The sequence below is a fragment of the Pseudomonas sp. genome (assembly GCF_030690725.1).
In the GTDB taxonomy this organism is placed as follows: domain Bacteria; phylum Pseudomonadota; class Gammaproteobacteria; order Pseudomonadales; family Pseudomonadaceae; genus Aquipseudomonas.
Genome location: NZ_JAUYGD010000018.1, coordinates 1 through 23,260 on the forward strand (window position 1 = coordinate 1; position 23,260 = coordinate 23,260).

The 23,260-nt window shown below is 56.6% G+C and carries 23 protein-coding genes, 2 tRNA genes and 2 pseudogenes; 16 read left to right on the forward strand and 11 right to left on the reverse strand.

The window, feature by feature from the left end:
• The 3 genes and pseudogenes from prfC to Q8O69_RS03960 all read left to right on the forward strand — a co-directional run.
• A pseudogene (gene prfC / locus Q8O69_RS03950) lies at positions 1 to 393 on the forward strand (peptide chain release factor 3); the annotation flags it as partial.
• Positions 394 to 513: 120 nt separating this feature from the next.
• Positions 514 to 831 carry a hypothetical protein gene (locus tag Q8O69_RS03955; RefSeq protein ID WP_305589741.1) on the forward strand — a complete coding sequence of 106 codons (318 nt, stop codon included), beginning with the start codon at positions 514 to 516 and terminating at the stop codon, positions 829 to 831.
• 10 nt (positions 832 to 841) lie between these two features.
• A complete protein-coding gene (locus tag Q8O69_RS03960) occupies positions 842 to 1,624 on the forward strand; it encodes a TatD family hydrolase (RefSeq protein WP_305589743.1) in 783 nt (260 codons plus the stop codon).
• A 62-nt stretch (positions 1,625 to 1,686) separates the two neighbouring features.
• On the opposite strand, the gene Q8O69_RS22055 is transcribed toward Q8O69_RS03960, so the two are convergent.
• Complete coding sequence (locus tag Q8O69_RS22055; protein ID WP_370692710.1) at positions 1,687 to 2,400, reverse strand: methyl-accepting chemotaxis protein; 714 nt, start codon at positions 2,398 to 2,400, stop codon at positions 1,687 to 1,689.
• A gap of 144 nt (positions 2,401 to 2,544) precedes the next feature.
• Positions 2,545 to 3,684, reverse strand: a pseudogene (locus tag Q8O69_RS22060) (HAMP domain-containing protein); the annotation flags it as partial.
• A 252-nt stretch (positions 3,685 to 3,936) separates the two neighbouring features.
• Between Q8O69_RS22060 and Q8O69_RS03970 the strand changes: the two are divergent.
• Positions 3,937 to 4,830 carry an ROK family protein gene (locus tag Q8O69_RS03970; protein WP_305589747.1) on the forward strand — a complete coding sequence of 298 codons (894 nt, stop codon included), beginning with the start codon at positions 3,937 to 3,939 and terminating at the stop codon, positions 4,828 to 4,830.
• A gap of 207 nt (positions 4,831 to 5,037) precedes the next feature.
• On the opposite strand, the gene ampE is transcribed toward Q8O69_RS03970, so the two are convergent.
• The 3 genes from ampE to Q8O69_RS03985 all read right to left on the reverse strand — a co-directional run bounded on the left by ampE (position 5,038) and on the right by Q8O69_RS03985 (position 8,891).
• Positions 5,038 to 5,874 carry a regulatory signaling modulator protein AmpE gene (ampE, locus tag Q8O69_RS03975; RefSeq protein ID WP_305589749.1) on the reverse strand — a complete coding sequence of 279 codons (837 nt, stop codon included), beginning with the start codon at positions 5,872 to 5,874 and terminating at the stop codon, positions 5,038 to 5,040.
• A complete protein-coding gene (gene ampD, locus Q8O69_RS03980; protein ID WP_305589751.1) occupies positions 5,871 to 6,434 on the reverse strand; it encodes a 1,6-anhydro-N-acetylmuramyl-L-alanine amidase AmpD in 564 nt (187 codons plus the stop codon). Before ampD ends, ampE begins: the two co-directional genes overlap by 4 nt.
• A 141-nt stretch (positions 6,435 to 6,575) precedes the next feature.
• Positions 6,576 to 8,891: a DUF1631 domain-containing protein gene (locus tag Q8O69_RS03985; protein ID WP_305589752.1), complete on the reverse strand. Its 2,316-nt coding sequence runs from the start codon at positions 8,889 to 8,891 to the stop codon at positions 6,576 to 6,578.
• A gap of 363 nt (positions 8,892 to 9,254) precedes the next feature.
• Between Q8O69_RS03985 and nadC the strand changes: the two genes are divergently transcribed.
• Positions 9,255 to 10,103: a carboxylating nicotinate-nucleotide diphosphorylase gene (gene nadC, locus Q8O69_RS03990; RefSeq protein WP_305589754.1), complete on the forward strand. Its 849-nt coding sequence runs from the start codon at positions 9,255 to 9,257 to the stop codon at positions 10,101 to 10,103.
• A 381-nt stretch (positions 10,104 to 10,484) separates the two neighbouring features.
• Here the strand turns inward: nadC and Q8O69_RS03995 are convergent, their stop codons facing one another.
• Complete coding sequence (locus Q8O69_RS03995) at positions 10,485 to 12,188, reverse strand: O-antigen ligase (protein ID WP_305589756.1); 1,704 nt, start codon at positions 12,186 to 12,188, stop codon at positions 10,485 to 10,487.
• 51 nt (positions 12,189 to 12,239) lie between these two features.
• Positions 12,240 to 12,683 (reverse strand): pilin, encoded by a 444-nt coding sequence (locus Q8O69_RS04000; RefSeq protein WP_305589758.1) that lies wholly within the window; start codon positions 12,681 to 12,683, stop codon positions 12,240 to 12,242.
• A 217-nt stretch (positions 12,684 to 12,900) separates the two neighbouring features.
• On the opposite strand from Q8O69_RS04000, the gene pilB reads away from it, so the two are divergent.
• The 5 genes from pilB to yacG all read left to right on the forward strand — a co-directional run bounded on the left by pilB (position 12,901) and on the right by yacG (position 17,772).
• A complete protein-coding gene (pilB, locus tag Q8O69_RS04005; RefSeq protein WP_305589760.1) occupies positions 12,901 to 14,604 on the forward strand; it encodes a type IV-A pilus assembly ATPase PilB in 1,704 nt (567 codons plus the stop codon).
• A 3-nt stretch (positions 14,605 to 14,607) separates the two neighbouring features.
• Positions 14,608 to 15,825 carry a type II secretion system F family protein gene (locus Q8O69_RS04010; RefSeq protein ID WP_305589762.1) on the forward strand — a complete coding sequence of 406 codons (1,218 nt, stop codon included), beginning with the start codon at positions 14,608 to 14,610 and terminating at the stop codon, positions 15,823 to 15,825.
• Positions 15,826 to 15,828: 3 nt separating this feature from the next.
• Positions 15,829 to 16,698, forward strand: coding sequence for an A24 family peptidase (locus Q8O69_RS04015; protein ID WP_305589764.1), 870 nt, complete (start codon positions 15,829 to 15,831; stop codon positions 16,696 to 16,698).
• Positions 16,699 to 16,960: 262 nt separating this feature from the next.
• Positions 16,961 to 17,575, forward strand: coding sequence for a dephospho-CoA kinase (gene coaE, locus Q8O69_RS04020; protein WP_305589766.1), 615 nt, complete (start codon positions 16,961 to 16,963; stop codon positions 17,573 to 17,575).
• Complete coding sequence (gene yacG, locus Q8O69_RS04025) at positions 17,572 to 17,772, forward strand: DNA gyrase inhibitor YacG (protein WP_305589768.1); 201 nt, start codon at positions 17,572 to 17,574, stop codon at positions 17,770 to 17,772. The genes coaE and yacG overlap by 4 nt, the downstream gene beginning before the upstream one ends.
• 127 nt (positions 17,773 to 17,899) lie before the next feature.
• On the opposite strand, the gene Q8O69_RS04030 is transcribed toward yacG, so the two are convergent.
• Both Q8O69_RS04030 and Q8O69_RS04035 read right to left on the reverse strand, forming a co-directional pair.
• Positions 17,900 to 18,115 carry a hypothetical protein gene (locus tag Q8O69_RS04030; protein WP_305589770.1) on the reverse strand — a complete coding sequence of 72 codons (216 nt, stop codon included), beginning with the start codon at positions 18,113 to 18,115 and terminating at the stop codon, positions 17,900 to 17,902.
• A 104-nt stretch (positions 18,116 to 18,219) separates the two neighbouring features.
• Complete coding sequence (locus Q8O69_RS04035) at positions 18,220 to 18,909, reverse strand: energy-coupling factor ABC transporter permease (RefSeq protein ID WP_305589772.1); 690 nt, start codon at positions 18,907 to 18,909, stop codon at positions 18,220 to 18,222.
• 133 nt (positions 18,910 to 19,042) lie between these two features.
• On the opposite strand from Q8O69_RS04035, the gene Q8O69_RS04040 reads away from it, so the two are divergent.
• From Q8O69_RS04040 to Q8O69_RS04060, 6 genes are all read left to right on the forward strand, one after another.
• Positions 19,043 to 19,672, forward strand: coding sequence for a DUF1780 domain-containing protein (locus Q8O69_RS04040; RefSeq protein WP_305589774.1), 630 nt, complete (start codon positions 19,043 to 19,045; stop codon positions 19,670 to 19,672).
• Positions 19,669 to 20,163 (forward strand): MOSC domain-containing protein, encoded by a 495-nt coding sequence (locus tag Q8O69_RS04045; RefSeq protein WP_305589776.1) that lies wholly within the window; start codon positions 19,669 to 19,671, stop codon positions 20,161 to 20,163. The genes Q8O69_RS04040 and Q8O69_RS04045 overlap by 4 nt, the downstream gene beginning before the upstream one ends.
• A gap of 81 nt (positions 20,164 to 20,244) precedes the next feature.
• Entirely contained in the window at positions 20,245 to 20,418 is a 174-nt protein-coding gene (locus Q8O69_RS04050) for a DUF3094 family protein (protein ID WP_160085534.1), read from the forward strand.
• 63 nt (positions 20,419 to 20,481) lie between these two features.
• Complete coding sequence (locus tag Q8O69_RS04055; protein ID WP_305589778.1) at positions 20,482 to 21,783, forward strand: NAD(P)/FAD-dependent oxidoreductase; 1,302 nt, start codon at positions 20,482 to 20,484, stop codon at positions 21,781 to 21,783.
• Between the two features lie 276 nt (positions 21,784 to 22,059).
• Complete coding sequence (locus tag Q8O69_RS22065) at positions 22,060 to 22,350, forward strand: transposase (protein WP_371136041.1); 291 nt, start codon at positions 22,060 to 22,062, stop codon at positions 22,348 to 22,350.
• Complete coding sequence (locus Q8O69_RS04060; protein ID WP_371136042.1) at positions 22,313 to 22,990, forward strand: IS110 family transposase; 678 nt, start codon at positions 22,313 to 22,315, stop codon at positions 22,988 to 22,990. Before Q8O69_RS22065 ends, Q8O69_RS04060 begins: the two co-directional genes overlap by 38 nt.
• Positions 22,991 to 23,100: 110 nt before the next feature.
• Here the strand turns inward: Q8O69_RS04060 and Q8O69_RS04065 are convergent.
• Positions 23,101 to 23,176 (reverse strand) — tRNA-Lys (locus tag Q8O69_RS04065).
• Between the two features lie 5 nt (positions 23,177 to 23,181).
• Positions 23,182 to 23,258: transfer RNA gene (locus tag Q8O69_RS04070), tRNA-Pro, on the reverse strand.
• Positions 23,259 to 23,260 lie beyond the last annotated feature (2 nt).

Below are 23,260 nucleotides of genomic sequence, written 5' to 3' on the forward strand. Positions count from 1 at the left end.
GTTCGTCTGAAGGACCCGCTGAAATCCAAGCAGCTGCGCCAGGGCCTGCAGCAGCTGGCCGAAGAAGGCGCGACCCAGGTGTTCTTCCCCGAACGCAGCAACGACATCATCCTCGGCGCGGTCGGCGTGCTGCAGTTCGACGTGGTCGCCAGCCGCCTGAAAGAGGAATACAAGGTCGAGTGCGCCTACGAGCCGATCACCGTGTGGTCCGCGCGCTGGATCGACTGCAGCGACAAGAAGAAGCTGGAGGAATTCAGCAATAAGGCCGTGGAAAACCTGGCGTTGGATGGCGGCGGCCACCTCACCTACCTGGCTCCAACCCGGGTCAACCTGGCGCTGATGGAAGAGCGCTGGCCGGACGTGAAATTCCGCGCCACCCGCGAGCATCACTAAGCCCTAGCGAAGCCGCGCACTCACTGATGCGCGGCTTTTGCCTCAGCGCATGGCGCGCCACACTTCCCATGGGCAAGGCACTGGCTTAGGCTGGCGCCTCAACCTACAGGGAGTAACTCCATGCGCACGATGCTCTTCACTGCATTAAGCCTGTTCGCCAGCTACAGCCTGGCCGGGGTGGAAATTCGCCAATCCTATTGGTACGTCGAGCTCTCCTGCGAAGGCAACTCACAGTGCTATGCGGCCAGCAACGGCAGCTACACCTCCAACCAGAGCGCCGCACGCCGTTTTGACGATGCGAACAAGGCGCAGCGCTTTGTCGACAGCTTTACCAGTAGCATCAGCGGGAAATCCCCGCGAATCGTCCAAGGCGCTGACAGTAAGTGCGTGAGCGACGACGAAGCACGCCGCCTGAACCTCTCTGGCAACCGCTGCTAGCCGTGATGCTATGCGCCTGATCGACACCCATACCCACCTGGACTTCCCCGACTTCGATACTGATCGCGCCGAGCTGCTGGCCCGCTGCCGCGATCTTGGCGTCGAGCGCCTGGTGGTGCTGGGTGTGCATCAGGCCAACTGGCAGCGTCTGTGGGATCTGGCACAGGCCGAAGACAGCCTGTACGCGGCTTTCGGCTTGCACCCGGTTTACCTGGATGAACACCGCCCAGAGCACCTAAGCGAACTGCGTGACTGGCTGGCACGCTACGCCGGGCAGCCCAAGCTCTGTGCCGTGGGCGAGATCGGCCTGGACTACTTTCTCGAACAGCTGGATCGCGAGCGGCAGCAACAGCTGTTCGAGGCACAGCTCAAACTCGCAATCGAGTTCGAGCTGCCCGCACTGCTGCACGTACGCCGCGCCCATGCGGCGACCATCGCCACGCTGAAACGCCTCAAGCCAGCGCGCGGCGGCATCATCCACGCCTTTGCCGGCAGCACTGAAGAAGCCCGCGAATACCTCAAGCTCAGCTTCAAACTCGGCCTGGGCGGGGCACCGACCTGGCCGCAGGCGCTGCGCCTACGCAAGGTGGTGGCGCAACTGCCGCTGGAGGCCATCGTGCTGGAAACTGACTCACCCGATATGGCTCCGGCCATGTATCCCAACCAGCGCAACAGCCCGGAACACCTGTCGGATATCTGCACAGCCCTGGCCGAACTACGCGGCATCAGCGCCGACGAGCTGGCCAGCGCCAGCAGCCGCAACGCCGCCGAGTTGTTTGGCTGGAATAGCTAAGTCTGACTAACGCCCATAAAAAGCCCGCCAAGATGGCGGGCTTTCTCCAAGCGAGTTGCTGATCAGACGCGGAACGCACCTATCAGCTGCTTCAAGCGCGCTACCAGCCCGGACAGCTCACGACTGGCCTGCTCGGTCTGGCTGGCACCTTCGGCGGTACGCTCGCCGGCCTGGCTGATTTCGACGATGTTCTGGTCGATATCCTGCGCTACGGCAGTCTGCTCTTCGGCGGCGGTGGCGATCTGCTGGTTCTGATCGACGATCATGCCCACCGCGCCGAGGATGTTCTCCAGCGCCTGCTGTACCTTGCCTGACTCGTTGACCGTGGTATCGGCCATCTGGTGGCTAGCATTCATCGCCTTGACCGCCGCGCCGACGCCGCTTTGCAGCTTGGCAATCATCGATTCGATTTGCTCGGTGGACTGCTGAGTGCGCTTGGCCAGGTTACGCACCTCGTCGGCCACCACGGCAAAGCCGCGCCCCTGCTCACCGGCACGCGCGGCCTCGATGGCGGCGTTGAGTGCGAGCAGGTTGGTCTGCTCGGCGATGCCCTTGATCACGTCCAGCACTTGGCTGATCGACGCGCTATCGCTGGCCAGCTTGTTGATCACGCTCACGGACTGATCGATTTCCCCGGCCAAGCGCTGAATGCTGCCTACCTGGGATTCGACCAGCGCGCGCCCACTGACCGTTTCATCGTTCACGCTTTGCGCACTGCCCACTGCGGCGGCAGCGCTATGCGCCACTTCCTGAGCGGTGGCTGACATCTGATTCATTGCGGTGGCAATCAGGTCGATCTGCCCACGCTGGCCGGCAACCGCCTGGTTGCTCTCGCCGGAGACCTGCTGCACGCGGTCCGCTTGGCGCTCAACCTCAACCACCGTCTGGCCCACGCGCTCGATCAACTGGTGGATTTTGCTCACCGTCTCATTGAATACCTGGCCCAGCTCGCCCAACTCATCCTGACTCTGCGCCTTGAAGCTGACGGTCATATCACCGGCCGCCACCTGATTCATCACCTGGCCGAGTTTTTTCAGGGTGGTGCGGATCGACACATAGAAGCCGCCGTACAGGTAGACGATCAGCAGGAACACCACCACCAGGGCCGCGACCAGTAGCACCATCTGCGTACGGTTTTCCTCCAAACGCACCTGGAGCTGCTTGTCGAGGAACACCAGCACCGCATCATTGAGCTGGTAGGTCTGCTCCATGGCGCCGCTGACATCCGCGTAGAACTGCGCCCAGGGCGTATCCAGCGAATCGGCGACTACCACCTGATCCTCAAAGACCGTGGTACTGGTTTTCAGCGTCTCCAGGCTGTTTGCAGCCAGACTGGCCAGCTCAGTACGGGCCTGCGCGCTGCTGTTGAGCGATGCCTGCAGATTCAGGCCATATTCGGCATGCAGCTTTTCCAGCTCCAGCAACAGCTCATCAAACTTGGTACTGGCCGATGAATTGAGAAAACCTTGGGCCAGGGAGTAAGCACCCACCGCACGCCCCTCACTAAGCGCCGCAGTGACCTTGGGCGTGTCCACCGTCACCAACTCGATCATCTGCCGCACGGCGCCCTGACGGTCCTGGCTCAGGCCGGCCTGGCTGGCAACCAGCTTGATAAACACCTGAGAGCTGCCCAGCAGCTTTTCGGCCAGGGCGATCTTGCCCTGCAGCGAGGTCTCGGCCTGTACCGCAGCCAGCTCGGTAATCAGCTCATCGCGCTTGCTATTGAATTCCTCGATCTGCTCAGGCTCATGCACTACCGCGGCCATGCCCTGCAATGCGTCGCCGATACCGCCTTGCAGCTTGACCAGGCGCGCTTCAAGATCACCCGCCTGACCGGACTGACCGATCATCGCGTTGACCTCGATAAGGTCGACGAAATCTTCGAGGTTGCGCCGCAGCGTCAGGCTTTCGCCGAGCAGATCAATGCTCTCGAGAGCCGCCTGGGTACTGATGAACTGCCGGTAGGAGTCACGCACCAGGTAGAAGTTGGTGACCAGCATGGGCAGAAAGAACAGAACACTGATCAGACTGAATTTCATGCCGAAGCTGAGGCGATTCATTAGCGCGATGGCCGGATACAACACGGTCTTCACAGGACGTCTCCAGTTCTATTTATTGTTGTGTAGGGTTACAAAACGGCCGTGCAGAATCTCAAACGGCGGCTTGTATGTCCCTTGCTGCTCGACCTGTGGCATTTGCATCAACGGGGTAAATACGGGCAGATTAATGTGATCAATGTCACAAAATAATGGTCGAGCATGGCGCCATGTATACCTCTTATCGACTCCAACCTCTGTAACTTAAGGTTAATGATGCGCACATCACTGAAGCTCGGTATTGATCTGGGTGGCAGCAAAGTCGAAATAATCGCCTTGGAAAACGGCCAGCAAGTCTTGCGCCGCCGCGCCCCAACGCCGCAGGGCGATTACCAGAAAACCGTCGCCCTGATTGCCAGCTTAGTTGAAGATTGCGAGCGCGAACTGGGCTGCCGCAGCAGCGTCGGTGTCGGCATCCCCGGCACCCGTTCCCCCGACCACGGGCGGATCAAGAATGCCAACTCGCAGTGCTTGATCGGCGAGGATCTGCAGGCCGATCTTGAGCAGCGCCTACAGCGCCCCATACGCCTGGCCAATGATGCCGACTGCTTTGCTCTCTCGGAAGCCTGCGATGGCGCTGGCGAAGGCGCAATAAGTGTTTTCGGCGTCATCCTAGGCACCGGCGTCGGTGGTGGTCTGATCGTACGCCAGTACCTGCTCAGTGGGCCGAACGCCATCGCCGGAGAATGGGGGCACAACCCACTGCCCTGGCGGCGCGATAAGGACGGCCCGAGCCGACGCTGTTATTGCGGGCAGGATGACTGCATTGAAACCTTTCTAAGTGGCCCGGGCTGGGCAGCCCGCAGCAATCTTGGCCTGGACGCAAGCGCCCTGGTGAGCGCCGCAGAAGCCGGCGATCCCGCCGCACAACAGGCCGTTGCCCGCTATTGCGACCAACTGGCACGCGGCCTGGCCTCGGTGATCAACCTGATTGATCCGCATGTGATTGTGCTAGGTGGCGGCATGTCCAACTGCAGTGCGCTCTACTCCCAGGTAACGCCACTGCTGCCGCGCTATGTGTTTTCCGATCAGGTCAACACGCGCCTGCTCCAGGCCAAGCATGGCGACTCCAGCGGTGTACGTGGCGCGGCCTGGCTGTGGAACGAATAACCCGCCTCAGAACCAATTTACGATCTCGCGAGCTAGAGCCCTGCAAGGCGCTACGTTAGTAACAGCCTCCGGCTGGTCAAAACAGGCGAGGAACGGTCGGAGTCGCGGGTAACTGTACTTTTGTACATGAGCATTACGGCCGGGCTGGCGCTCCAGCCTGTTTTTTAACGCGGCAGGGCCGACGCCCAGCAGATCATAAATTGGTTCTCAGATAAGCAGGGTCCAAACAGCAAACACCGCATACCAGAACACCGCCGCGCGTACCAATAGCTGCCACAGCCCGTCCAGGCTGCTAACACCGACCTCGCCAATCACCGGCTCCGGCGTCTCGCCAGCAGCCCGCGCAGTAATGATCGCCAACTGCGCCGCGCTGATATCCCAGCTGAGCAGCTCATGCAGCAAGGTCCGGCTGACGCCGGCGAAGTTACCTACCAGGGCAAAGCTGGCAGCGAGCACACGCACCGGTAGCCAGTCGAAGCCATGACGCACCTGCACGGCAGCTTCACGCAAGGCCGGCAGAGTGGCATGTTCGCTGGCCAGGGCGACCAAGCGATACGCCAGCGCCGCCAATGGGCCGAGCAACGCATACCAAAAGATAACCGCAAAGAAGCTCTGGTAGGCCTGCCACACCAGATGACCCTGCACGCGCTGTAGCAACTCACCCTCTTCGTCCGCCTCCAGCGCCAGATCACGCCGCGCCACCAGATACGCAGCCTCGGCATCTTCACGGCGCCAGCTGTCGCGAAACGGCCCCAGTGCCGCCAGCAAATCACCGCGGCCCAGGCTGTAGATCACCACCAGCAGATGCACCGGCAGCGCCAGCCAACCATAGGCTACCGGCTCCAGTACCAGCAGAATCAGCCCCAGAGCGAACAACGGCAACAATACCAGCAAGGCCAGTGCTAGCCAGGGCCGCTCAGCCCACTGCGGCTTGCTCTCGGTAGCCGTCAACAACCGTAACCAGGGGCCATCGTGTTGAATAGGCTTACGCCAGGACGAGAATTTCTCGACCCACAGCACCAGCAGTAGCACCAGAAAATTCATGTCAGCTCCTTGTCTTGCTGCAATGCCATGCGCACACGCTGCCAGTCGAATGCAGGGCCGGGGTCGGTTTTGCGGCCTGGCGCAATATCGCTATGGCCACAGATGCGTTCCAGAGTGATGGCCGGGTAAGCCGTCTGCAGCTGCCGGGTCAATTCAATCAGCGCCGCATACTGCGCTGCCGTAAACGGCAGATCATCCGTACCTTCAAGCTCGATACCTAAGGAAAAATCATTACAGTTTTCCCGCTCGGCAAACCGCGACACTCCGGCATGCCAGGCGCGCTCATTGCAGGAGACGAATTGCGTGACTACGCCATCACGCTCGATAAAGAAATGCGCGGACACCTGCAGGCTGGCGATGCTGGCGAAATAGGGATGTTCGTCCGCATCCAGACGATTCTGAAAAAACGCCTGCACCTTGCCCGTGCCGAACTGCCCAGGCGGCAGGCTGATGTTATGGATCACCAACAGAGAAACTTCGCCAAGCGGCCGCTGATTGAAGTTCGGCGATGGGCAGCGCTGGATGCCATCGCACCAGCCACTGGAAGGGTCCAGCTGCATAAAGACTCCTTGAACGAGCCACCACTCTAGTGCAGCGCCTGCTCAAGGCCAAGGGCGAATGCCTGAGCAAACACGCAGATGCAAAAACGCCGCCTGGGCAATACCCCGGCGGCGTTGTGGTGACGCATCAATTACAGACGATCAGGCGCCCTTGAGCTTGCGCAGGTTGCCGATCACCGACTCCAGCGCCCGGTCAAACAGCAGCGCATCATCAAGCAGGCGAATCGCGCCGCGGCGGAACTCCACGGCCAGGCCCATACGGGTCTTCTCCAGCACTTTCATACCGGTACGGTTGACGAAGATGTACTTGCCGGTTGGCTTGATCACCGCCGCCAGCTTGCACCGCAGCTTGTGCTCTTCATCTTCCTGAAATTCGACCCAGCTACCGACTCGCAGGTTATCGACCTGCAGCAACGACTCATCGTCGTCCGGCAGGCTGGTTTCCGGTTCAGCGGCACGCAGTTCGCCAGGCGCCAGCAGAATGATCTCTTCGACCACCTCGACCATCGCCGGCTCTTCAACCGCTTCCGCAGCTGGCAGCTCCAGCAATGGCAACTCGATACCGGCCTCGGCCAACGCAGCGCGCTGATCTTCATCGATTTCAGCAAGCGGCTGCACACCGCCCTGCGGATTTTCTTCCGGCAGGCTGCGCTTGAAGCGCTGGAAGGCCTGCACATGCAAGGCTTCCAGCTGACTGAAGAATTCACCGGTGGAGAACGGATCAAACGCCGCACTAGCCATGCCTTCACGCAGCGCTTTAAGCAGCCCCGGCACCATCTCCAGCAGACGCATGCGCGCCTCAGGCTCTTCGTGTAGCTCAACACTCCAGACCAGATCATCCATGGTCGCCAGCGCCGCCTGCCATTCCGCCGACTCAACGCCGTGCTTCAGGCAAGTCAGCATCAACACCTTGCTCCAGGCTTCCTGCAGCAACCGCACCACCACTTCCGGCAGGGTCTTGCCGAGCAGGCGTTCATTCAGCGCCTGTTCGACTTCACGGCGAGCCAATGCAGCCTTGGCACTGCCCTCTTCGGCATCGCGGGTACGCTGCTCAAGCAGCTCGCTGCGGCGGCGTTCGTCGCCGGTGAAGGCCAGAAACTCTGCCAGCAGCTCGGAGAAGATCACCGGGTCATCGACAAAATCATTGAGCAGGCGTTGCACCACCTGCTCGATCTTCTGATACAGACTGTCGCGCTGCGCATCGCCCTGCTCACCCCAACCCAAGGCGGCTGAGGCAATTTCATTGAGTAAACGGCGAGCCGGATGGCTGCCACGACTGAAGAAGGTCTTATCGATCACCGCCACTTTCAGCATCGGAATCTGCAAGCGGCCAATCAACGCCTTGAGCGAATCCGGCAAGGTGCGGTCGTCGAGAATAAACTCAAAGAGCATCGACACCAGGTTGATAACGTCTTCATCAACCTCGCCGACCACCCGCGCCTTGCCGGCTTTGGCGCTGGCACGGGTCAGCAGGCCTTCTAGCTGCTCACGCAGATCAAAATCGTCACTCACCTGCGCGGGCGCACGCTGCTGCATATGCGAAAGCAGGCGCATCAAGTCATTGCTTGAGATTGGCATCGCATCGGCTGGGCGATTACGCCGCGGAATCACCGAGCCACGCGCTTGGGAAAGCAGCTCCTGCAGCGCGCCAAACACCTCCTGCACGCCCTCATCAGCAAATTCAGCCGAGAGTTCCGGCGATGCATCCTGACGAGCACCGCCTGCCGGTGCACTGGCGCGCGAAGGATTACGCCGCGCGGGTGCGGATTTGAGTTCCGGCAACACACCGGCGGCGATCAATGCCTGGTTGGCTTCGGCATACAACTGATCGAGATCGCTGAGTACGTACTTCTCGAACAGCTTAAGAATGATCAACTTGACCCGGATCTCGACGCCCAGGCTACTACAGGCATCAAGGAAAAATTCGCAGAGACTGGTCGGACCGACAGGGTTGCTTTTGTCGTCCAGCTTCTTGCTGACCATGGCGTTGAAGCGCGTGGTCAGATGGCTGAGCGCCGCACCGTCACGGCTGACCACCTTGGCCACCATCGAATCCAATGCCACCGACTCTTCCAACGCGTCGTTCTGCACCAGCGACAGGGTGTCAAACGACACCGCATCCAAAGGCGCAGGCTTACCGATTTCATATTGATTCAGGGTGGCGAAGGCCTCGAAGACCTTTTGCAGAAAGCCGCGCTCGATATTTTTGCGCTTCAAGCGCAGATCGCGCATCGCCTCGAAGAACGCATTCTGCTCGGCATTGCTGGTGGCACGATCCGCCATCTCGAACAGCGTATCGTCAGCATTGTCGAACAGCGCCTGCAACGCCGTCTTCAGCTGTTGCGCCGCTTTGTCACGCACATTTGTCAGCGCCACAGGCAGTCTTCCTACCGGCGAGGTGGGCGATTGCTCAGGGGCCACCTTACTCAGGTGAACCACGTTCGCATCAGTCTTCATTGCGAGTCTCCTGCAGACAGCCCCTCTTGGGCGAACCGATCTGCACAGCGATCAACTGAGCGTCATCCGTAACGTCAAAGGCCTGGCGTCAACAATTCTAAAAAGTAAAGCCATTATAGGGATGCGCGCGCACATACCAAGCTGACTTTTCCTCCAGACATGACCCGCGTCACAGATGCAGCGCCACAGCTTCCCAACGGTTACCTGCACATGACCAACGCAACACGCTATACGTAGCGGCCATGCGAGTTAACGAAGAACCTCCATCAGCATAGCCCCACCGCCGCCAGAGAACAGCCGCAAACACTGCGCAAACAGCCATCAATCCCTATAATCGGCGCATTCTGCTGACTGGAGCTCATCATGCCTAACCTTATCCTCGCCGACCTCGCCAACGAAATCGAGGCCAATGTGCGCCGCGCACTGGCAGAGGATATCGGCAGTGGCGACATCACCGCACAGCTGATCCCCGCCGAGCGCCTGGCGCATGCAAAAGTCATCACCCGTGAATCTGCGGTAATTTGCGGCACAGCCTGGGTAGATGCCGTCTTTCGCCAGCTCGACCCACGGGTCGCCGTGCACTGGCATATCCAAGACGGCCAGCGCGCCGAGCCCAACCAAGTGCTTTTTGAACTCGAAGGCCCCGCCCGCGCCCTGCTTAGCGGCGAACGCAGCGCCCTGAACTTTCTACAAACCCTCTCCGCTGTCGCCACCCGCTGCCAGCACTATGCAGACCTGGTGCAAGGTACCGCCGTCAAACTGCTCGACACCCGCAAAACCCTACCGGGCCTGCGCCTCGCGCAGAAATACGCCGTGACTCAAGGCGGCTGCCACAACCATCGCATTGGCCTATATGACGCCTTCCTTATTAAGGAAAACCACATCGCCGCCTGCGGCGGCATCGCCCAAGCGGTAGCCGCCGCGCACAAGATCGCGCCCGGCAAGCCGGTGGAAATTGAAGTGGAGAGTTTGGAAGAGCTGCGTCAGGCGCTGGATGCAGGGGCCGATATCATCATGCTTGACGAGCTGAGCCTGGATGAAATGCGTGAAGCTGTAGCTATCACCAGAGACCTTTCAAAACTTGAGGCGTCAGGGGGAGTAAACGAAAACACCTTACGGTCAATCGCCGAGACTGGTGTGGACTATGTGTCGATTGGCGCCTTAACAAAGGATATAAAAGCAGTGGACCTATCTATGCGGCTAAGCCTGTAGGCACCTATAATAAACACAACTAACCATTCAATAAAACTCTCTCAAGAATATTGCCGGCAGTTAGATGAAACCTATTGAAACTCAAGACTTTAAACCACATAAACCTGAAAGTTGTGCTGTGCACCGGAAATTTAACTCACCACCCAAAGTTACAGCAGTACGGACAAAAACCCTCGCGCACGCCCTTAGCAAATCTTAAACCAAACCACAATTGCAACTACAATCACAATAACTTCGCCAGGATTGACGAGAGCTTCCAAGCCAATTAACCATTGATGAATATACTTAAGGGTTAACGTTCCACGCAAAATCGTAACCAAAGGGCACGAGCCAAAATGCACATGGCACTTCCTGCACACAGCAAAATACCAATTTCAACTATCAATCAAGAGCTTTAACCACTGCACCAGCCACTACATACGAATCAAAGCCATCCCCACTAAAGAATTTTTTAGCCTGCTCTACGCGTAACGGGTACGCAACCCTGAACTCTCCGGCTAGCTTAACGGCACTCTCGCGATCACCTTGAAGAATCAGGACATGCATACGCCTAAACATCACATGATCATAAGGCCTCCACTCCATTAAAATGCCAGTGACATGATCCTGATAAGCTAAATCGCTGGATGACGGTCTAAAATGGTGAGTCTGTAACAACTTTATCTCATTACCAAACCACCACCCTTCGCCAGCACGCCTAAGCTCGACAATAGCCTCCTCAGCACCGTACCCCTTAATCGATCTTAGGCAGATAAGATAGGCAGACCACGCATAAAAAGACCCCAAGAAAACTAGAAACGAAAACGTAAACCCCACCAATAATCTAGACCTAAAAGCAACAACCTTAATACTACCCCCAAAAAACGGAGAAACACATACGACCAAGAGAACAGAAAAATGCATGTACCACAAAACATATTCAATCATCGAGTTAACCAGAAACGCCCAGGAAACCAATGAAATGAAATACACCTCCAAAAAGCGCCCCTTAAAATCAGCCAACCATAAAAGAGCTCCGCAAGATACAAACAAAACAAGAATACCAGACAACCCAAATTCAGCTAAAACCTGAGCAAAAAAATTATGACTATGATAGGGAAAGCTATTTATTGATTCGCCATAACCAGAAACAAGCAAAGCCTGACTAACTCGACCGTAATTACCGAAACCTACACCAAAGATCTCTTTCCCATCAATCATGACCCACGACTTATATATCTCACCAAGACGAAAATCCATCGACCCAGAGCGCATAACCTCAACAACCGAGTAGCGCTCAGCAAGAAAACCCCAGCCTAAGAAAATTTCTAAAAGGATGTCGCCCAGAAGATAGAACGAGGCAAATCCTCCGACGATAGAAAAACACCACAAAAAAACCCAACCCCAAGAAACCCTCAGCTTATATCTCAATAAAAAAAATGAGCCAATGCATAAAAATAAATTTAAAATTGCAGCGCGAGAACCACTACCTGCCAAAATAAACGAAAAAAACATTGCTGCAAGCAGAAGAACGGACGATGGGCGAGGAGCTTTATCGACAAGAGAAATATAAATAACAGACACCAGACCAGCAAACATATAAACAGCTAACAGATTAGACTGCGCGATAAAACCCAACATTCGGGCCGACGGAGCAGGCAACAGCTCTGATAAAAAATAATGCATCACTCCTAAATACAGCAATAAAGCAGCCACACCCTGCAAAGCAGCCCCAGCACACAAAAAAACCGCCAATCCTCTGAAGTACCTCACCCACCCAACTTTCTCTGAATATAAAAACGAAAGCGAAGACGCTAAAAACAAAAAAAGACCAAACACAAAAAACATCGCCAAGGAGAACGAAGCACTGCCACCGCCAATGCTTGCCAAAACCAACAAGCTTAAAAACAGAAAAGCAACAACAAAAGCTGCATTACTGCAACCAAACTGGCCACCACCTAAAAAACCCAAAAACATCACCCCGAGCGCAAAAGTCAAAAACCAGTATTCAATAAAATTCTGCACGGGGAAAAGATGAAAAAAAACCAGGAAAGGAAACACGCACACACTGAAGAAAAAAAACTTATAAGAAAAAATAAAATTCATACACACACCAAAAAAAGGGCCACCCACAGGCAGCCCTTATATAGACAAAAATCAGTTACGGCACTCAGACGGCATGTACTTGAAGCGATCAGCCGAAGGAGCCGCACAGCGCCACCGAATCGACCCTTCCGAAGTAGTAGGTGTCAGAGTGAGTGTCTGCGCATTCATTGTAGGGTTACCACCCAACGTGCTGTTGTACAAAACGGAAACGATACCGCTAGCACCAACAGTTACAGAAGTAACCGCGTTGCCAGTAATATCTGTTGCAGCCGGCAGGCCGGCAGAAGCATTATTTGCCGGCATAGTCCCAGTAGAGGCAAAAGTTTCTGCGATAGCAGTCTTGGCACCCGACGCCAGAGACAAACCCTCACTTACCTTGGTACGAATGGTGTAATCCTGATATTGCGGAATAGCGATAGCCGCAAGGATACCGATGATCGCCACAACGATCATCAGCTCGATCAGAGTAAAGCCTTTTTGCATTTGAGCCTTCATAAAAATCTCCTAGTTATGTTCAGGTCAACGACCTGCCTGGACAAAGCACACTTCATGCCAACTTCGCGAGTCCGACATTTGGCGATCTTCTCAAGCTGGGCGAAGCCGCAATCAAATCCAGATGGCACTATCTGCCATTTTTTGTCACCTGCAAGCTTTACGTTTGGCACACCCTAATCAACTAGGCTATAAGGCAAGGAATGTTATGGAGCCTGCAATGAACGACAGCGTGTCCCTTACCGGCTTGGCCCGGCAGATGGTCCTAGCAGAACTGCTGGATGAAAAAACCGCCCAACAGGCGCAAAGCCAAGCCCAGCGCAACAAGCTGTCATTGGTCACTTACCTGGTGCAGAACAAGCTGGTTAAAAGTCGCGCGCTAGCTGAGCTCGCCTCAGACCAATTTGGGGTGTCGTTCGTCGACCTGAATTCAATAGATAAGGAAAGCCAACCCAAAGACCTGGTGACCGAAAAGCTGGTCCGCCAGCACCGCGTGTTGCCGCTGTGGAGGAGGGGCAACAAGCTATTTATTGCTGTTTCCGACCCGACCAACCACCAAGCGGTCACTGACATCCAGTTCAGCACAGGGATGAACACCGAAGCCATATTGGTAGAGGACGACAAGCTTGGCGAGGCAATCGACAAATTCTTCGATTCAGCCACAAGCGGCATGGAGGACCTAGGGGATATAGACCTCGACGGACTCGATGTTGAAGCAGTCAATGACGACACCCAGGACAAAGGTGACGGCAATGCTGCCGATGATGCGCCAGTTGTACGTTTCGTAAATAAGATGCTGCTGGACGCCATCAAAGGCGGCTCATCGGACTTGCACTTTGAGCCCTACGAGAAGGCTTACCGTGTACGCTTTCGCACAGACGGGATACTGCATGAAATAGCGCGACCACCCATCCAGTTATCGCCACGCATCTCTGCTCGACTAAAGGTTATGGCCGGCCTGGATATCTCCGAGCGCCGCAAACCGCAGGACGGGCGCATTAAGATGCGCATTTCAAAAAGCAAGTCTATCGACTTTCGCGTCAGCACCTGCCCAACTCTTTGGGGCGAGAAGATCGTGATGCGGATTCTTGACTCTGCGAGCGCGCAGATGGGCATCGACGCCTTGGGCTATGAAGAGTCACAGAAAGAACTTTACATGTCTGCACTCAAGCAGCCTCAAGGCATGATTCTGGTGACCGGCCCCACTGGCTCAGGAAAAACCGTATCGCTGTACACTGGCCTGAATATCCTCAACACCGTTGACGTTAATATCTCCACCGCCGAAGACCCCGTAGAAATCAACCTGGAAGGCATCAACCAAGTCAACGTCAACCCCAAGCAGGGCATGGACTTTACCGCCGCCCTCAAATCCTTTCTGCGCCAAGACCCGGACATCATCATGGTCGGCGAGATTCGTGACCTGGATACGGCTTCAATCGCCATCAAAGCTGCCCAGACCGGCCACATGGTGATGTCGACGCTGCACACCAACAGCGCAGCGGAGACTCTAACTCGCTTGCGCAATATGGGCGTACCGTCATTCAACATTGCCACCTCGGTCAACCTGATTATTGCTCAACGCCTGGCCCGCAAGCTCTGTAACACGTGCAAAAAGGAAATACAGGTCCCCCGCGAAACATTGCTTGAAGAAGGCTTCCCGGAAAACAAGATTGGCACCTTTAAGATTTTCGAGCCTGCAGGCTGCGAAAACTGCAATGGCGGTTACAAAGGTCGTGTCGGTATTTATGAAGTGGTTAAAAACACGCCGGCCCTGCAACGGATTATCATGGAGGAAGGCAACTCTATTGATATCTCAATCCAGATGCGCAAAGACGGCTTTAACGACCTACGCACCTCAGCACTGCTGAAGGCTATGCAAGGCGTGACCAGCCTCGCAGAAGTGAATCGCGTGACTAAGGACTAACCGATGGCCGTTAAAATGATAAAAAACAGCACTTTCGCGTGGGAAGGTACTGATAAAAAAGGCGCCAAGATAAAAGGCGAAACCAGCGGTCAGAGCCCCGCATTAATCAAGGCACAACTACGCAAGCAAGGCATAAATCCGACCAAAGTGCGCAAAAAATCAGCTTCTCTTCTCAGCGCAGGAAAGAAGATTAAACCAATCGATATTGCACTATTCGCACGACAGATGGCCACAATGATGAAAGCAGGTGTGCCACTGCTCCAATCTTTTGACATTATCAGCGAGGGTCTAGACAACCCCAACATGCGCAAATTAGTTGATGATATCAAGCAACATGTAGCAGCTGGTAATAGTTTTGCCGCTTCGCTACGTACTCGCCCAGAATATTTCGATGATCTATTCTGTAACTTAGTGGACGCAGGCGAGCAGGCTGGCGCGCTCGAAGACCTCCTAGACCGTGTTGCGACTTACAAAGAAAAAACAGAAGCACTTAAAGCTAAAATCAAAAAAGCCATGAACTACCCTATAGCCGTTGTAGTTATTGCAGTTATAGTTACGGCTATCCTTTTAATAAAAGTCGTCCCTCAGTTTGAATCTGTTTTTGCTGGATTTGGAGCAGAGCTCCCTGCTTTTACCCAATTTGTGATTGGCATATCGCAAGCATTGCAAAAATGGTGGCTTGCAGTAATTACTATTATATTTTTAACGATTTACGGATTGACAGAAGCAAAAAAACGCTCCGAAAAATTCAGGAACTGGATTGATCGCAGCGCTCTAAAAGCACCTGTTGTTGGCGATATCATCTACAAATCTTCTGTTGCTCGCTACGCCCGTACGCTAGCAACAACCTTCGCCGCCGGTGTCCCGTTAGTCGAAGCCCTAGACTCGGTCGCAGGCGCCACGGGTAATATCGTCTTCAAAAACGCAGTGCAAAAAATTAAACAAGATGTAAGCTCAGGCATGCAATTAAATTTCTCCATGCGCACTACTAACGTTTTCCCATCAATGGCAATTCAAATGACTGCTATTGGTGAGGAGTCAGGGGCGCTGGACATGATGCTTGATAAAGTCGCCAGCTATTACGAGGCAGAGGTTGATAACGCCGTCGACGGTCTTACCAGCCTGATGGAGCCGCTGATCATGTCGGTACTCGGCGTGCTGGTCGGTGGCCTGATCATTGCCATGTACCTGCCCATCTTCCAACTCGGCGCAGTTGTTTAATCTATGTCCGTAATCAACTTTTGGGCCAGCCATGTGCTGGCCTTTTTTTTATGCGCACTGCTTGTCGGGTTGCTGGTCGGTAGCTTTCTCAATGTTCTGATTTATCGCCTGCCCAAAATGATGCAGCGCGACTGGCGTGAGCAGGCCCGTGAAATATTGGAGCTGCCCGCCGAACCCCATACAGCAACATTCAATCTGGTACTGCCCAACTCAAGTTGCCCGCACTGCGCCCATGAAATAAAGCCTTGGGAAAATATCCCGGTTATCAGCTACCTGTTTCTGCGCGGTAAGTGCTCTAGCTGTAAAGCACCGATCAGCATGCGCTACCCATTGGTTGAGCTGGCTTGCGGCTTGTTATCGGCGTTTATCGCCTGGCACTTCGGTTTTACCTGGCAGGCTGGCGGCATGCTGGTGTTGACCTGGGGCTTGCTGGCGATGAGCCTGATTGATGTTGATCATCAGCTGCTACCAGACTCACTGGTGTTACCGCTGCTATGGCTTGGCTTGATTGCTAATAGCTTTGGCCTGTTTACCAATCTGGAAAATGCACTCTGGGGGGCGATTGCCGGCTATCTGAGCCTGTGGTCGGTGTACTGGCTGTTTAAGCTGGTAACTGGCAAGGAAGGCATGGGCTATGGCGATTTCAAGCTGCTGGCGATGCTCGGCGCCTGGGGTGGCTGGCAGGTATTGCCGCTGACGATATTGCTATCGTCATTGGTTGGCGCGGTGCTGGGCTTGATCATGCTGCGCCTGCGAAATGCTGAAACCAGCACTCCTATCCCCTTTGGTCCTTATCTGGCGATTGCCGGTTGGATTGCCTTGCTCTGGGGAGAGCAAATCACTTCCAGTTATCTGCAGATTGCCAGCTTCTAATCAAGCCATCAGTGGTGGAAGACGCTTTAGCGGCTAGCGGTTCAAAAGCTATCGCGGCTAAAGCCCCTGCCAAGGACTTAGCCCGGAAGTAAACCGGGAGAAGTCACCACCGCCCCGGATTGCATCCGGGCTACGTTTTCGCTGGCCATCCAGCAGGCCCGCAGAAAGCCCATATCTTTCGCGTGCATGGCCCTACCATTCGCCAGCAGCCAAGCAGCTGCACTACAATCGCGCCCCTGGATGGCTGACACGAGCGCGCACCTTGACGACAAAACCCTGGATTCTTGGCCTAACCGGCGGCATTGGCAGCGGTAAGAGTGCTGTGGCCCAGCACTTTATCGATCTGGGCGTGCATCTGGTCGACGCTGACCATGCCGCGCGCTGGGTGGTTGAGCCTGGCAAGCCGGCGCTGGCCAAGATTGCCGAGCACTTCGGCAACGATGTGTTGCAGGCCGACGGCCAGCTGGATCGCGCGGCGCTGCGCAGCCGGATTTTTGCCGACACCGACGAGCGGCGCTGGCTCGAAGCCCTGCTACATCCACTGATCGGCCAGGAAATTATCCAGTACCTGGCACGCGCAGAATCACCCTATGCCATTCTGGTTTCACCACTGCTGGTTGAGTCAGGCCAGCACAAGCTGACCCAGCGCATACTGGTGGTGGACGCACCCGAGCAGCTGCAAGTGCAGCGCACCATGGCTCGCGACCAGAGTTCCAACGAACAGGTGCAGGCCATTCTCAAAGCCCAGGCCAGCCGTGAAGAGCGCCTGCGCCACGCCCATGACGTGCTGCTTAATGATCAAGATTTGCCCTGGCTGCGAGCCGAAGCGGAACGACTCCACGCCTTTTACCTGAACCTACGCGGAGGCCAAGCATGAGTACGCCAACCCTAGTCGCCTGCCCCACCTGCAACGCCCCCGTCGAGTGGGGCCCGCAAAGCCCGAGCCGGCCATTCTGCTCAGAACGCTGCAAGCTGATCGACCTCGGCGCTTGGGCTTCGGAAGAACACGCGATTGCCGGCAACCCGCTGGAAGATGACCTGTTCTCTGGCGAGCTACCGCCGCGCGAGCATTAAAAGACTGCTGAAGCAAATAGGCCAGCTGTGCGGGGCTTTAGCCGCGATTGCCGAGAAACTGCTACCCAATCGAGGATAAAGCCCCCACGGGAAACAGCAGATTATTCTGTGCCCCGGTACCAGGCCATCACGGCCGCATAAAGCTGTAATCGCGCTCGTCATCCAAGTTGTCGGCAAGAAACTGCAGCTCTGCGGCCAGATCCGCCGCGCTGCGTCCAGCCCGGCTACGCTCGACCACTGCGCTGAGCAAAGCCCGCAGCGCCATAGCCTGATCAAAGCCCTGCGCCTCAACACCCTGCAAACTCTGCTCGATTGCCTGCCTTGCCCATTGATGCACGCCCATATCACGCCCTCTCTGTTGATAGATGCAAGATCGCGCATGGCTGTTCACGCAACTTGATCTGAATCAACCTGCGCAACACAATCGAAACACTGAAGAGCGCGCCATTAGCGCGGCAGATCATCATCCTTCCAGGGCGCGGCCAGATAACGCGTGCGATTGAAGGTCTCCAGCCAATCTGGATAGAACACCACCAGCGCCGTCACCAGCATGCCGTTGATAAAGGCCTCGGGGAAAATTACCAGCCAGAGATAGCCGATAAAATCCTCCAGCCAGGGCGGCATCGGGAACAGCCCATCCACCCAGAGCAAGGTGAAGGTGGCGGCAATACACAACAATGCCGCCAGCGCCGCAGCGAAGAAGCCGCTGCAGAAGATGTAGACGAACAGATTGCGCGGCTGTTTTTTCTCGACCCACAGCGCGCAGGCCTCGGTCACCCACACGGGAATCACCACCAGCAGCACGCCGTTAACGCCCAGCGCGGCCAAATCCTGCTTACCCAACGCCAGCAAACCCAGCTGAGCAATCAGCCCAACCAGCATGGCCAGGGGCCAATCCAGCAGCAAGGTGACCGCGGTCATGCCAATAAAGTGATAGGACAGGCCCGAATCGAAGTCCCTGCGCACCAACCACAGTACAAATAACGCCAGCGCTGTGCCGCCGAGCAGATGCTGGCGGCGTAAATCACTGCACAACTCAACCCAGGGCGCACGCCAGATCGCCCAGCACAACAGCGGCAGATAGATCAGCCAGCCCAGGATCTGACTAGTGGAAGACAGCACGCTTGCGGCAATCATGTAGAACAACTCCCAAGCCACAGTGGCCGACTTGCGCAGTCTACAACTGCCGCGCCCAGCAACACATGAAAAGCCCGCAACAAGCGACGCAGAGGGGTACCAACAACCCAACCGCGCAGGCTAAGCTGAGCCCATGGATGACTCAGATTACCTGCGTCTGTTGACGCACCAGGCCGAACAAGCCAACGCCTTTCTCTCCAACGCACGCAAGTGGGAGCGTGAGCGCTGGGTGTGCCAGCGCCTGCTGCAGGCGCTGAACGTCAGCCACCGTCTGGATGAGTTCAGCGCCGCCGGTCATGAACCGCCTGACGTGCTGTTCCGTGAGGCGAGCTTTGAAGTGTTTTTCGTCCTCGACGAGGGCCGCCGCCTGAATGATGAGTGGCGCGCCGAGTTGGAGCGGCGGCGCAGCGCGTTTTCCCTCAGCCAGTTGGTGCGCCGCGAAGCGAAACCACGGCGCATCGCCGCCGCCGAGCTGCAACTGCGGCTGACGCCCACCCTGCGCAAGAAAGCCCACAACTATAAAGAGCGCGGTCTCGACCTGGGTGAGCTGGATCTGCTCGCCTACGTCAACCTCAAACGCGCGGTGCCTGACTTCAATAGCCACTTCCCGCCGCCGACCGAGTTTCTCCGTCAGGGCTGGCGCTCGCTGTCACTGGTCGGCCCGACCTTTGCCCGCGTGCTGTTCGCCCACCCGGATGCACCAGACTTTCTGCGCCACAACCTCGGTCGTTCGGTGTTATTCGACGTAGGCATCAGCCTGTGAGCCCTTTACACGAATTGCTCGCAGCAGTGCCGCAACAAGGCTGTGTGCGCTGGATTGGCGTACGCCCCGCATCAAAGGCAGAAATGATCGAGCTGGAGGCCGTGGAAGCGCGCCGCGAAGCCGGCCTCACCGGCGACCACAGCAGGCCCGGACCGCGCAATGCCCGGCAGGTCACCCTGATTCAATGGGAACACCTGGCAGTGATCAGCGCCTTGATGGGCCGCCCCGCCGAACAGCCAATCAGCGCGCCTGAACTGCGGCGCAATATCGCCATCAGCGGCATCAATCTGTTCAGCCTCAAGGGCCGGCCTTTTCGCCTCGGCCAGGCGATTCTGGAAACCACCGGCTGGTGCCAACCCTGCGCCAAGCTGGAGGAGCGCTTGGGCCTTGGCACCTTTCAGGCCATGCGCGGCCACGGCGGAATTACCGCTCGCGTGCTACAAGGGGGGATTATTCGCCTGAATGACGCCCTGCGCGTTGAGCCTTTATAAGCCGCGCGGCTAGAATGCCCACCACTTCAGCCGGCAATCGACCTCAGTCAGTTGCCACCGGCCCCTTAATTCGAGGCACGTATGTCCAGTCGCCTGAACCCTGATGATCAAAAACGTGTCGAGCAATATCTCAGCGCTCCGCAACATCAGGTCGAGCGTCAGCCGTTCAAGGTTTGGCGGCTGCTGCTGATCATCGTGATGGTCACGATTGGCCTGGGTGTGCTGAGCCGTCTTCTGAGTCGATTGGTGCTATGAGCTGCTTAGCGCTCGCCCACAGCGACTCACCACTTTTTCTTAAAAGCCTTGTGAGCGTGTCTAATGACTCATCAAATCGTAATTGTCGGCGGCGGCGCCGGCGGACTGGAGCTTGCTACCCGCCTGGGTAGAACCCTGGGTAAACGCGGCCAGGCCAAGATCACCCTGGTCGACGCCAACCTGACCCACATCTGGAAACCACTGCTGCACGAAGTGGCTGCCGGCTCGCTGAACTCCTCAGGCGACGAACTGAACTACGTGGCGCAGGCCAAGTGGAATCACTTCGAGTTCCAACTGGGGCGGATGTGCGACCTCAATCGCACAGAGAAACGCATCAGCCTGGCCGCTACCCTGGACGACCACGGCCAGGTACTGATGCCTGCACGCGAGCTGAGCTATGACAGCCTGGTTATCGCCGTGGGCAGCACCACCAATGATTTCGGCACTGCCGGCGCCGCCGAACACTGCCTTTTTCTCGACACCCGCGAGCAGGCCGAGCGCTTCCACCACCAACTGCTCAGCCATTACCTGCGAGCCCATGCCAGCCAGAGTGCGGCCACCGAGCTGATCAACATCGCCATCGTCGGCGCCGGTGCCACGGGCGTAGAACTGGCCGCCGAGCTGCACCATGCAGCCCGCGAACTGGCGGCCTACGGCCTGGACCGGATCAGCCCGGAAAACATGCGCATCACCCTGATCGAAGCCGGCCCGCGCGTATTACCGGCCCTGCCAGAGCGCATCAGCCAACCCGTACACAAAACCCTGGAGAAGCTCGGGGTAACTGTCCTCACCGGCGCTGCAGTCAGCCAGGTCACTCGCGAAGCGCTGCATACCGCGCAAGGCCAGGTTATTCCGGCCACCCTGAAAGTCTGGGCAGCGGGGATTCGCGCACCTGATTTCCTTAAAGAGCTGGACGGCCTGGAAAGCAATCGCATCAACCAGTTGCAGGTGCGCCTGACACTGCAGACCACTCAGGACGACAACATCTTCGCCTTCGGCGACTGCGCCGCCTGCCCGCAACCCGGCAGCGAGGGCCGCAACGTACCGCCACGCGCACAAGCGGCGCACCAGCAAGCATCGCTACTGGCCAAATCGCTGAAGCTGCGCATTGAGGGCAAAGCCCTGCCGGAATACCGCTACCGCGATTACGGCTCACTGATCTCGCTGTCGACCTTCTCGGCGGTCGGCAACCTGATGGGCAACCTGACCGGCAGCGTTATGCTCGAAGGCTGGCTGGCCAGAATGTTCTACGTGTCGCTCTACCGCATGCATCAGATCGCCCTGTATGGCGTAACCCGCACGCTGCTGATGATGCTCGGCGACCGCATCGGTCGCAGCACCGAGCCGCGCCTTAAGCTGCACTAAGCTGACCCAGCAAAAACCGTAGGAGCGGGCCATGCCCGCGAAGTAATGATCGCGGCCATGGCCCGCTTGTGTCTTGCCCCCACGATAAAATTGGGGGTGAGAGCGACGGGCAGCAAGCTGAGTGGCCGGTGTGCTTGAAGCACGTGTAGGAGCTCAAGCTGCTGTCCGTCCGCCTCTGACCTTAAGCCCGAACAGTTGAACGAGGCCCATCTCGAAATGCACAAGCGTGGGCTATGGCCAGAGTGCTCTCCTTATCTAGTGTAGGAGGGTATAGAAATGACTTCATGGGTTGGTGTCGACATTTCCAAAGCCACGCTGAGTATTTCGGTTCGTCCGCAAGGCGCGGCATTTGATACGTCCAACGATGCTGAAGGGCATCAATTGCTGCTGAATTACTTGTCTGCTTGGACGGTAGAGCGGGTACTGATGGAGGCGACAGGCGGTTACGAGCGCGCTGTTAAAGCTCGACTGCAACGGGCTGGCTACTCAGTGGTTTGCATCAATCCACGACGAGCACGAGCCTTCTCCAATGCGATGGGGAAACTGGCTAAAACAAGACCCCATTGATGCAGCTGTTCTGGCGCATCTGGCACAGGTAGTTCAAGCCCCCGATAGTCAGGTTTTATCTGAAGAGCAGGAGATATTACGTGACCTGGTCCAGCGTCGTGAGCAGCTAGTCCAGCAGCGCGATGACGAGCGTCGGCGCAAGGCCCAGGCTCACTCGCCCAGGGTGCAGGAAAGCTTGGAAACGTGCATCAAGCACCTCAAGGAACAGATCAAGCTACTCGAGAAAGAAATCGCACAGACGGTGGCCCAGGTCGATGAAGCAAAGGCCATGCGATTGCAGAAGGTGACAGGTATCGGCCTGATAACGGCGGCAAGTATGCTGGCCTATTTGCCGGAGCTGGGGCAGCTCAATCGTAAGGAAATCGCCGCACTGGTAGGAATAGCGCCTTATAACTGCGACAGCGGGCAACAGAAAGGAAAGCGTCGGACGCAAGGAGGTAGAGCTTCCATCCGACGCATTTTGTATATGGCGACGTGGTCAGTTGTGCGTTACCAGGCCGACTTCAATGCGCGTTACTTGGCACTGCGCGAGCGAGGCAAGTGTGCAAAGGTTGCATTAGTCGCCTGTATGCGAGTGCTGGTGGTGCGATTGAATGCCATGATCCGCGACGATACCGAGTGGCGACAAACGGCCGGTTAAGACAGTTGCTCCTACATTTATTTAATGCGCCAGAAAGGTTACAGCCATAAATCGCAGGCAATAAAAAACCCGCACTAGGCGGGTTTTTTATCATTCAAGCATGCTTGAAATGGTGGGTCGTGTGGGATTCGAACCTACGACCAATTGGTTAAAAGCCAACTGCTCTACCAACTGAGCTAACGACCCAAAAATGGTCGGGGTAGGGGGATTCGAACTCCCGACATCCTGCTCCCAAAGCAGGCGCGCTACCGGACTGCGCTATACCCCGAT

Coding starts and splice junctions, on each gene's coding strand:
- Q8O69_RS03955 (WP_305589741.1), top strand. CDS start 514: ATGCGCACGATGCTCTTCACTGCATTAAGCCTGTTCGCCAGCTACAGC.
- Q8O69_RS03960 (WP_305589743.1), top strand. CDS start 842: ATGCGCCTGATCGACACCCATACCCACCTGGACTTCCCCGACTTCGAT.
- Q8O69_RS22055 (WP_370692710.1), bottom strand. CDS start 2,400: ATGAATCAGATGTCAGCCACCGCTCAGGAAGTGGCGCATAGCGCTGCC.
- Q8O69_RS03970 (WP_305589747.1), top strand. CDS start 3,937: ATGCGCACATCACTGAAGCTCGGTATTGATCTGGGTGGCAGCAAAGTC.
- ampE (WP_305589749.1), bottom strand. CDS start 5,874: ATGAATTTTCTGGTGCTACTGCTGGTGCTGTGGGTCGAGAAATTCTCG.
- ampD (WP_305589751.1), bottom strand. CDS start 6,434: ATGCAGCTGGACCCTTCCAGTGGCTGGTGCGATGGCATCCAGCGCTGC.
- Q8O69_RS03985 (WP_305589752.1), bottom strand. CDS start 8,891: ATGAAGACTGATGCGAACGTGGTTCACCTGAGTAAGGTGGCCCCTGAG.
- nadC (WP_305589754.1), top strand. CDS start 9,255: ATGCCTAACCTTATCCTCGCCGACCTCGCCAACGAAATCGAGGCCAAT.
- Q8O69_RS03995 (WP_305589756.1), bottom strand. CDS start 12,188: ATGAATTTTATTTTTTCTTATAAGTTTTTTTTCTTCAGTGTGTGCGTG.
- Q8O69_RS04000 (WP_305589758.1), bottom strand. CDS start 12,683: ATGAAGGCTCAAATGCAAAAAGGCTTTACTCTGATCGAGCTGATGATC.
- pilB (WP_305589760.1), top strand. CDS start 12,901: ATGAACGACAGCGTGTCCCTTACCGGCTTGGCCCGGCAGATGGTCCTA.
- Q8O69_RS04010 (WP_305589762.1), top strand. CDS start 14,608: ATGGCCGTTAAAATGATAAAAAACAGCACTTTCGCGTGGGAAGGTACT.
- Q8O69_RS04015 (WP_305589764.1), top strand. CDS start 15,829: ATGTCCGTAATCAACTTTTGGGCCAGCCATGTGCTGGCCTTTTTTTTA.
- yacG (WP_305589768.1), top strand. CDS start 17,572: ATGAGTACGCCAACCCTAGTCGCCTGCCCCACCTGCAACGCCCCCGTC.
- Q8O69_RS04030 (WP_305589770.1), bottom strand. CDS start 18,115: ATGGGCGTGCATCAATGGGCAAGGCAGGCAATCGAGCAGAGTTTGCAG.
- Q8O69_RS04035 (WP_305589772.1), bottom strand. CDS start 18,909: ATGATTGCCGCAAGCGTGCTGTCTTCCACTAGTCAGATCCTGGGCTGG.
- Q8O69_RS04040 (WP_305589774.1), top strand. CDS start 19,043: ATGGATGACTCAGATTACCTGCGTCTGTTGACGCACCAGGCCGAACAA.
- Q8O69_RS04050 (WP_160085534.1), top strand. CDS start 20,245: ATGTCCAGTCGCCTGAACCCTGATGATCAAAAACGTGTCGAGCAATAT.
- Q8O69_RS04055 (WP_305589778.1), top strand. CDS start 20,482: ATGACTCATCAAATCGTAATTGTCGGCGGCGGCGCCGGCGGACTGGAG.
- Q8O69_RS22065 (WP_371136041.1), top strand. CDS start 22,060: ATGACTTCATGGGTTGGTGTCGACATTTCCAAAGCCACGCTGAGTATT.
- Q8O69_RS04060 (WP_371136042.1), top strand. CDS start 22,313: ATGCGATGGGGAAACTGGCTAAAACAAGACCCCATTGATGCAGCTGTT.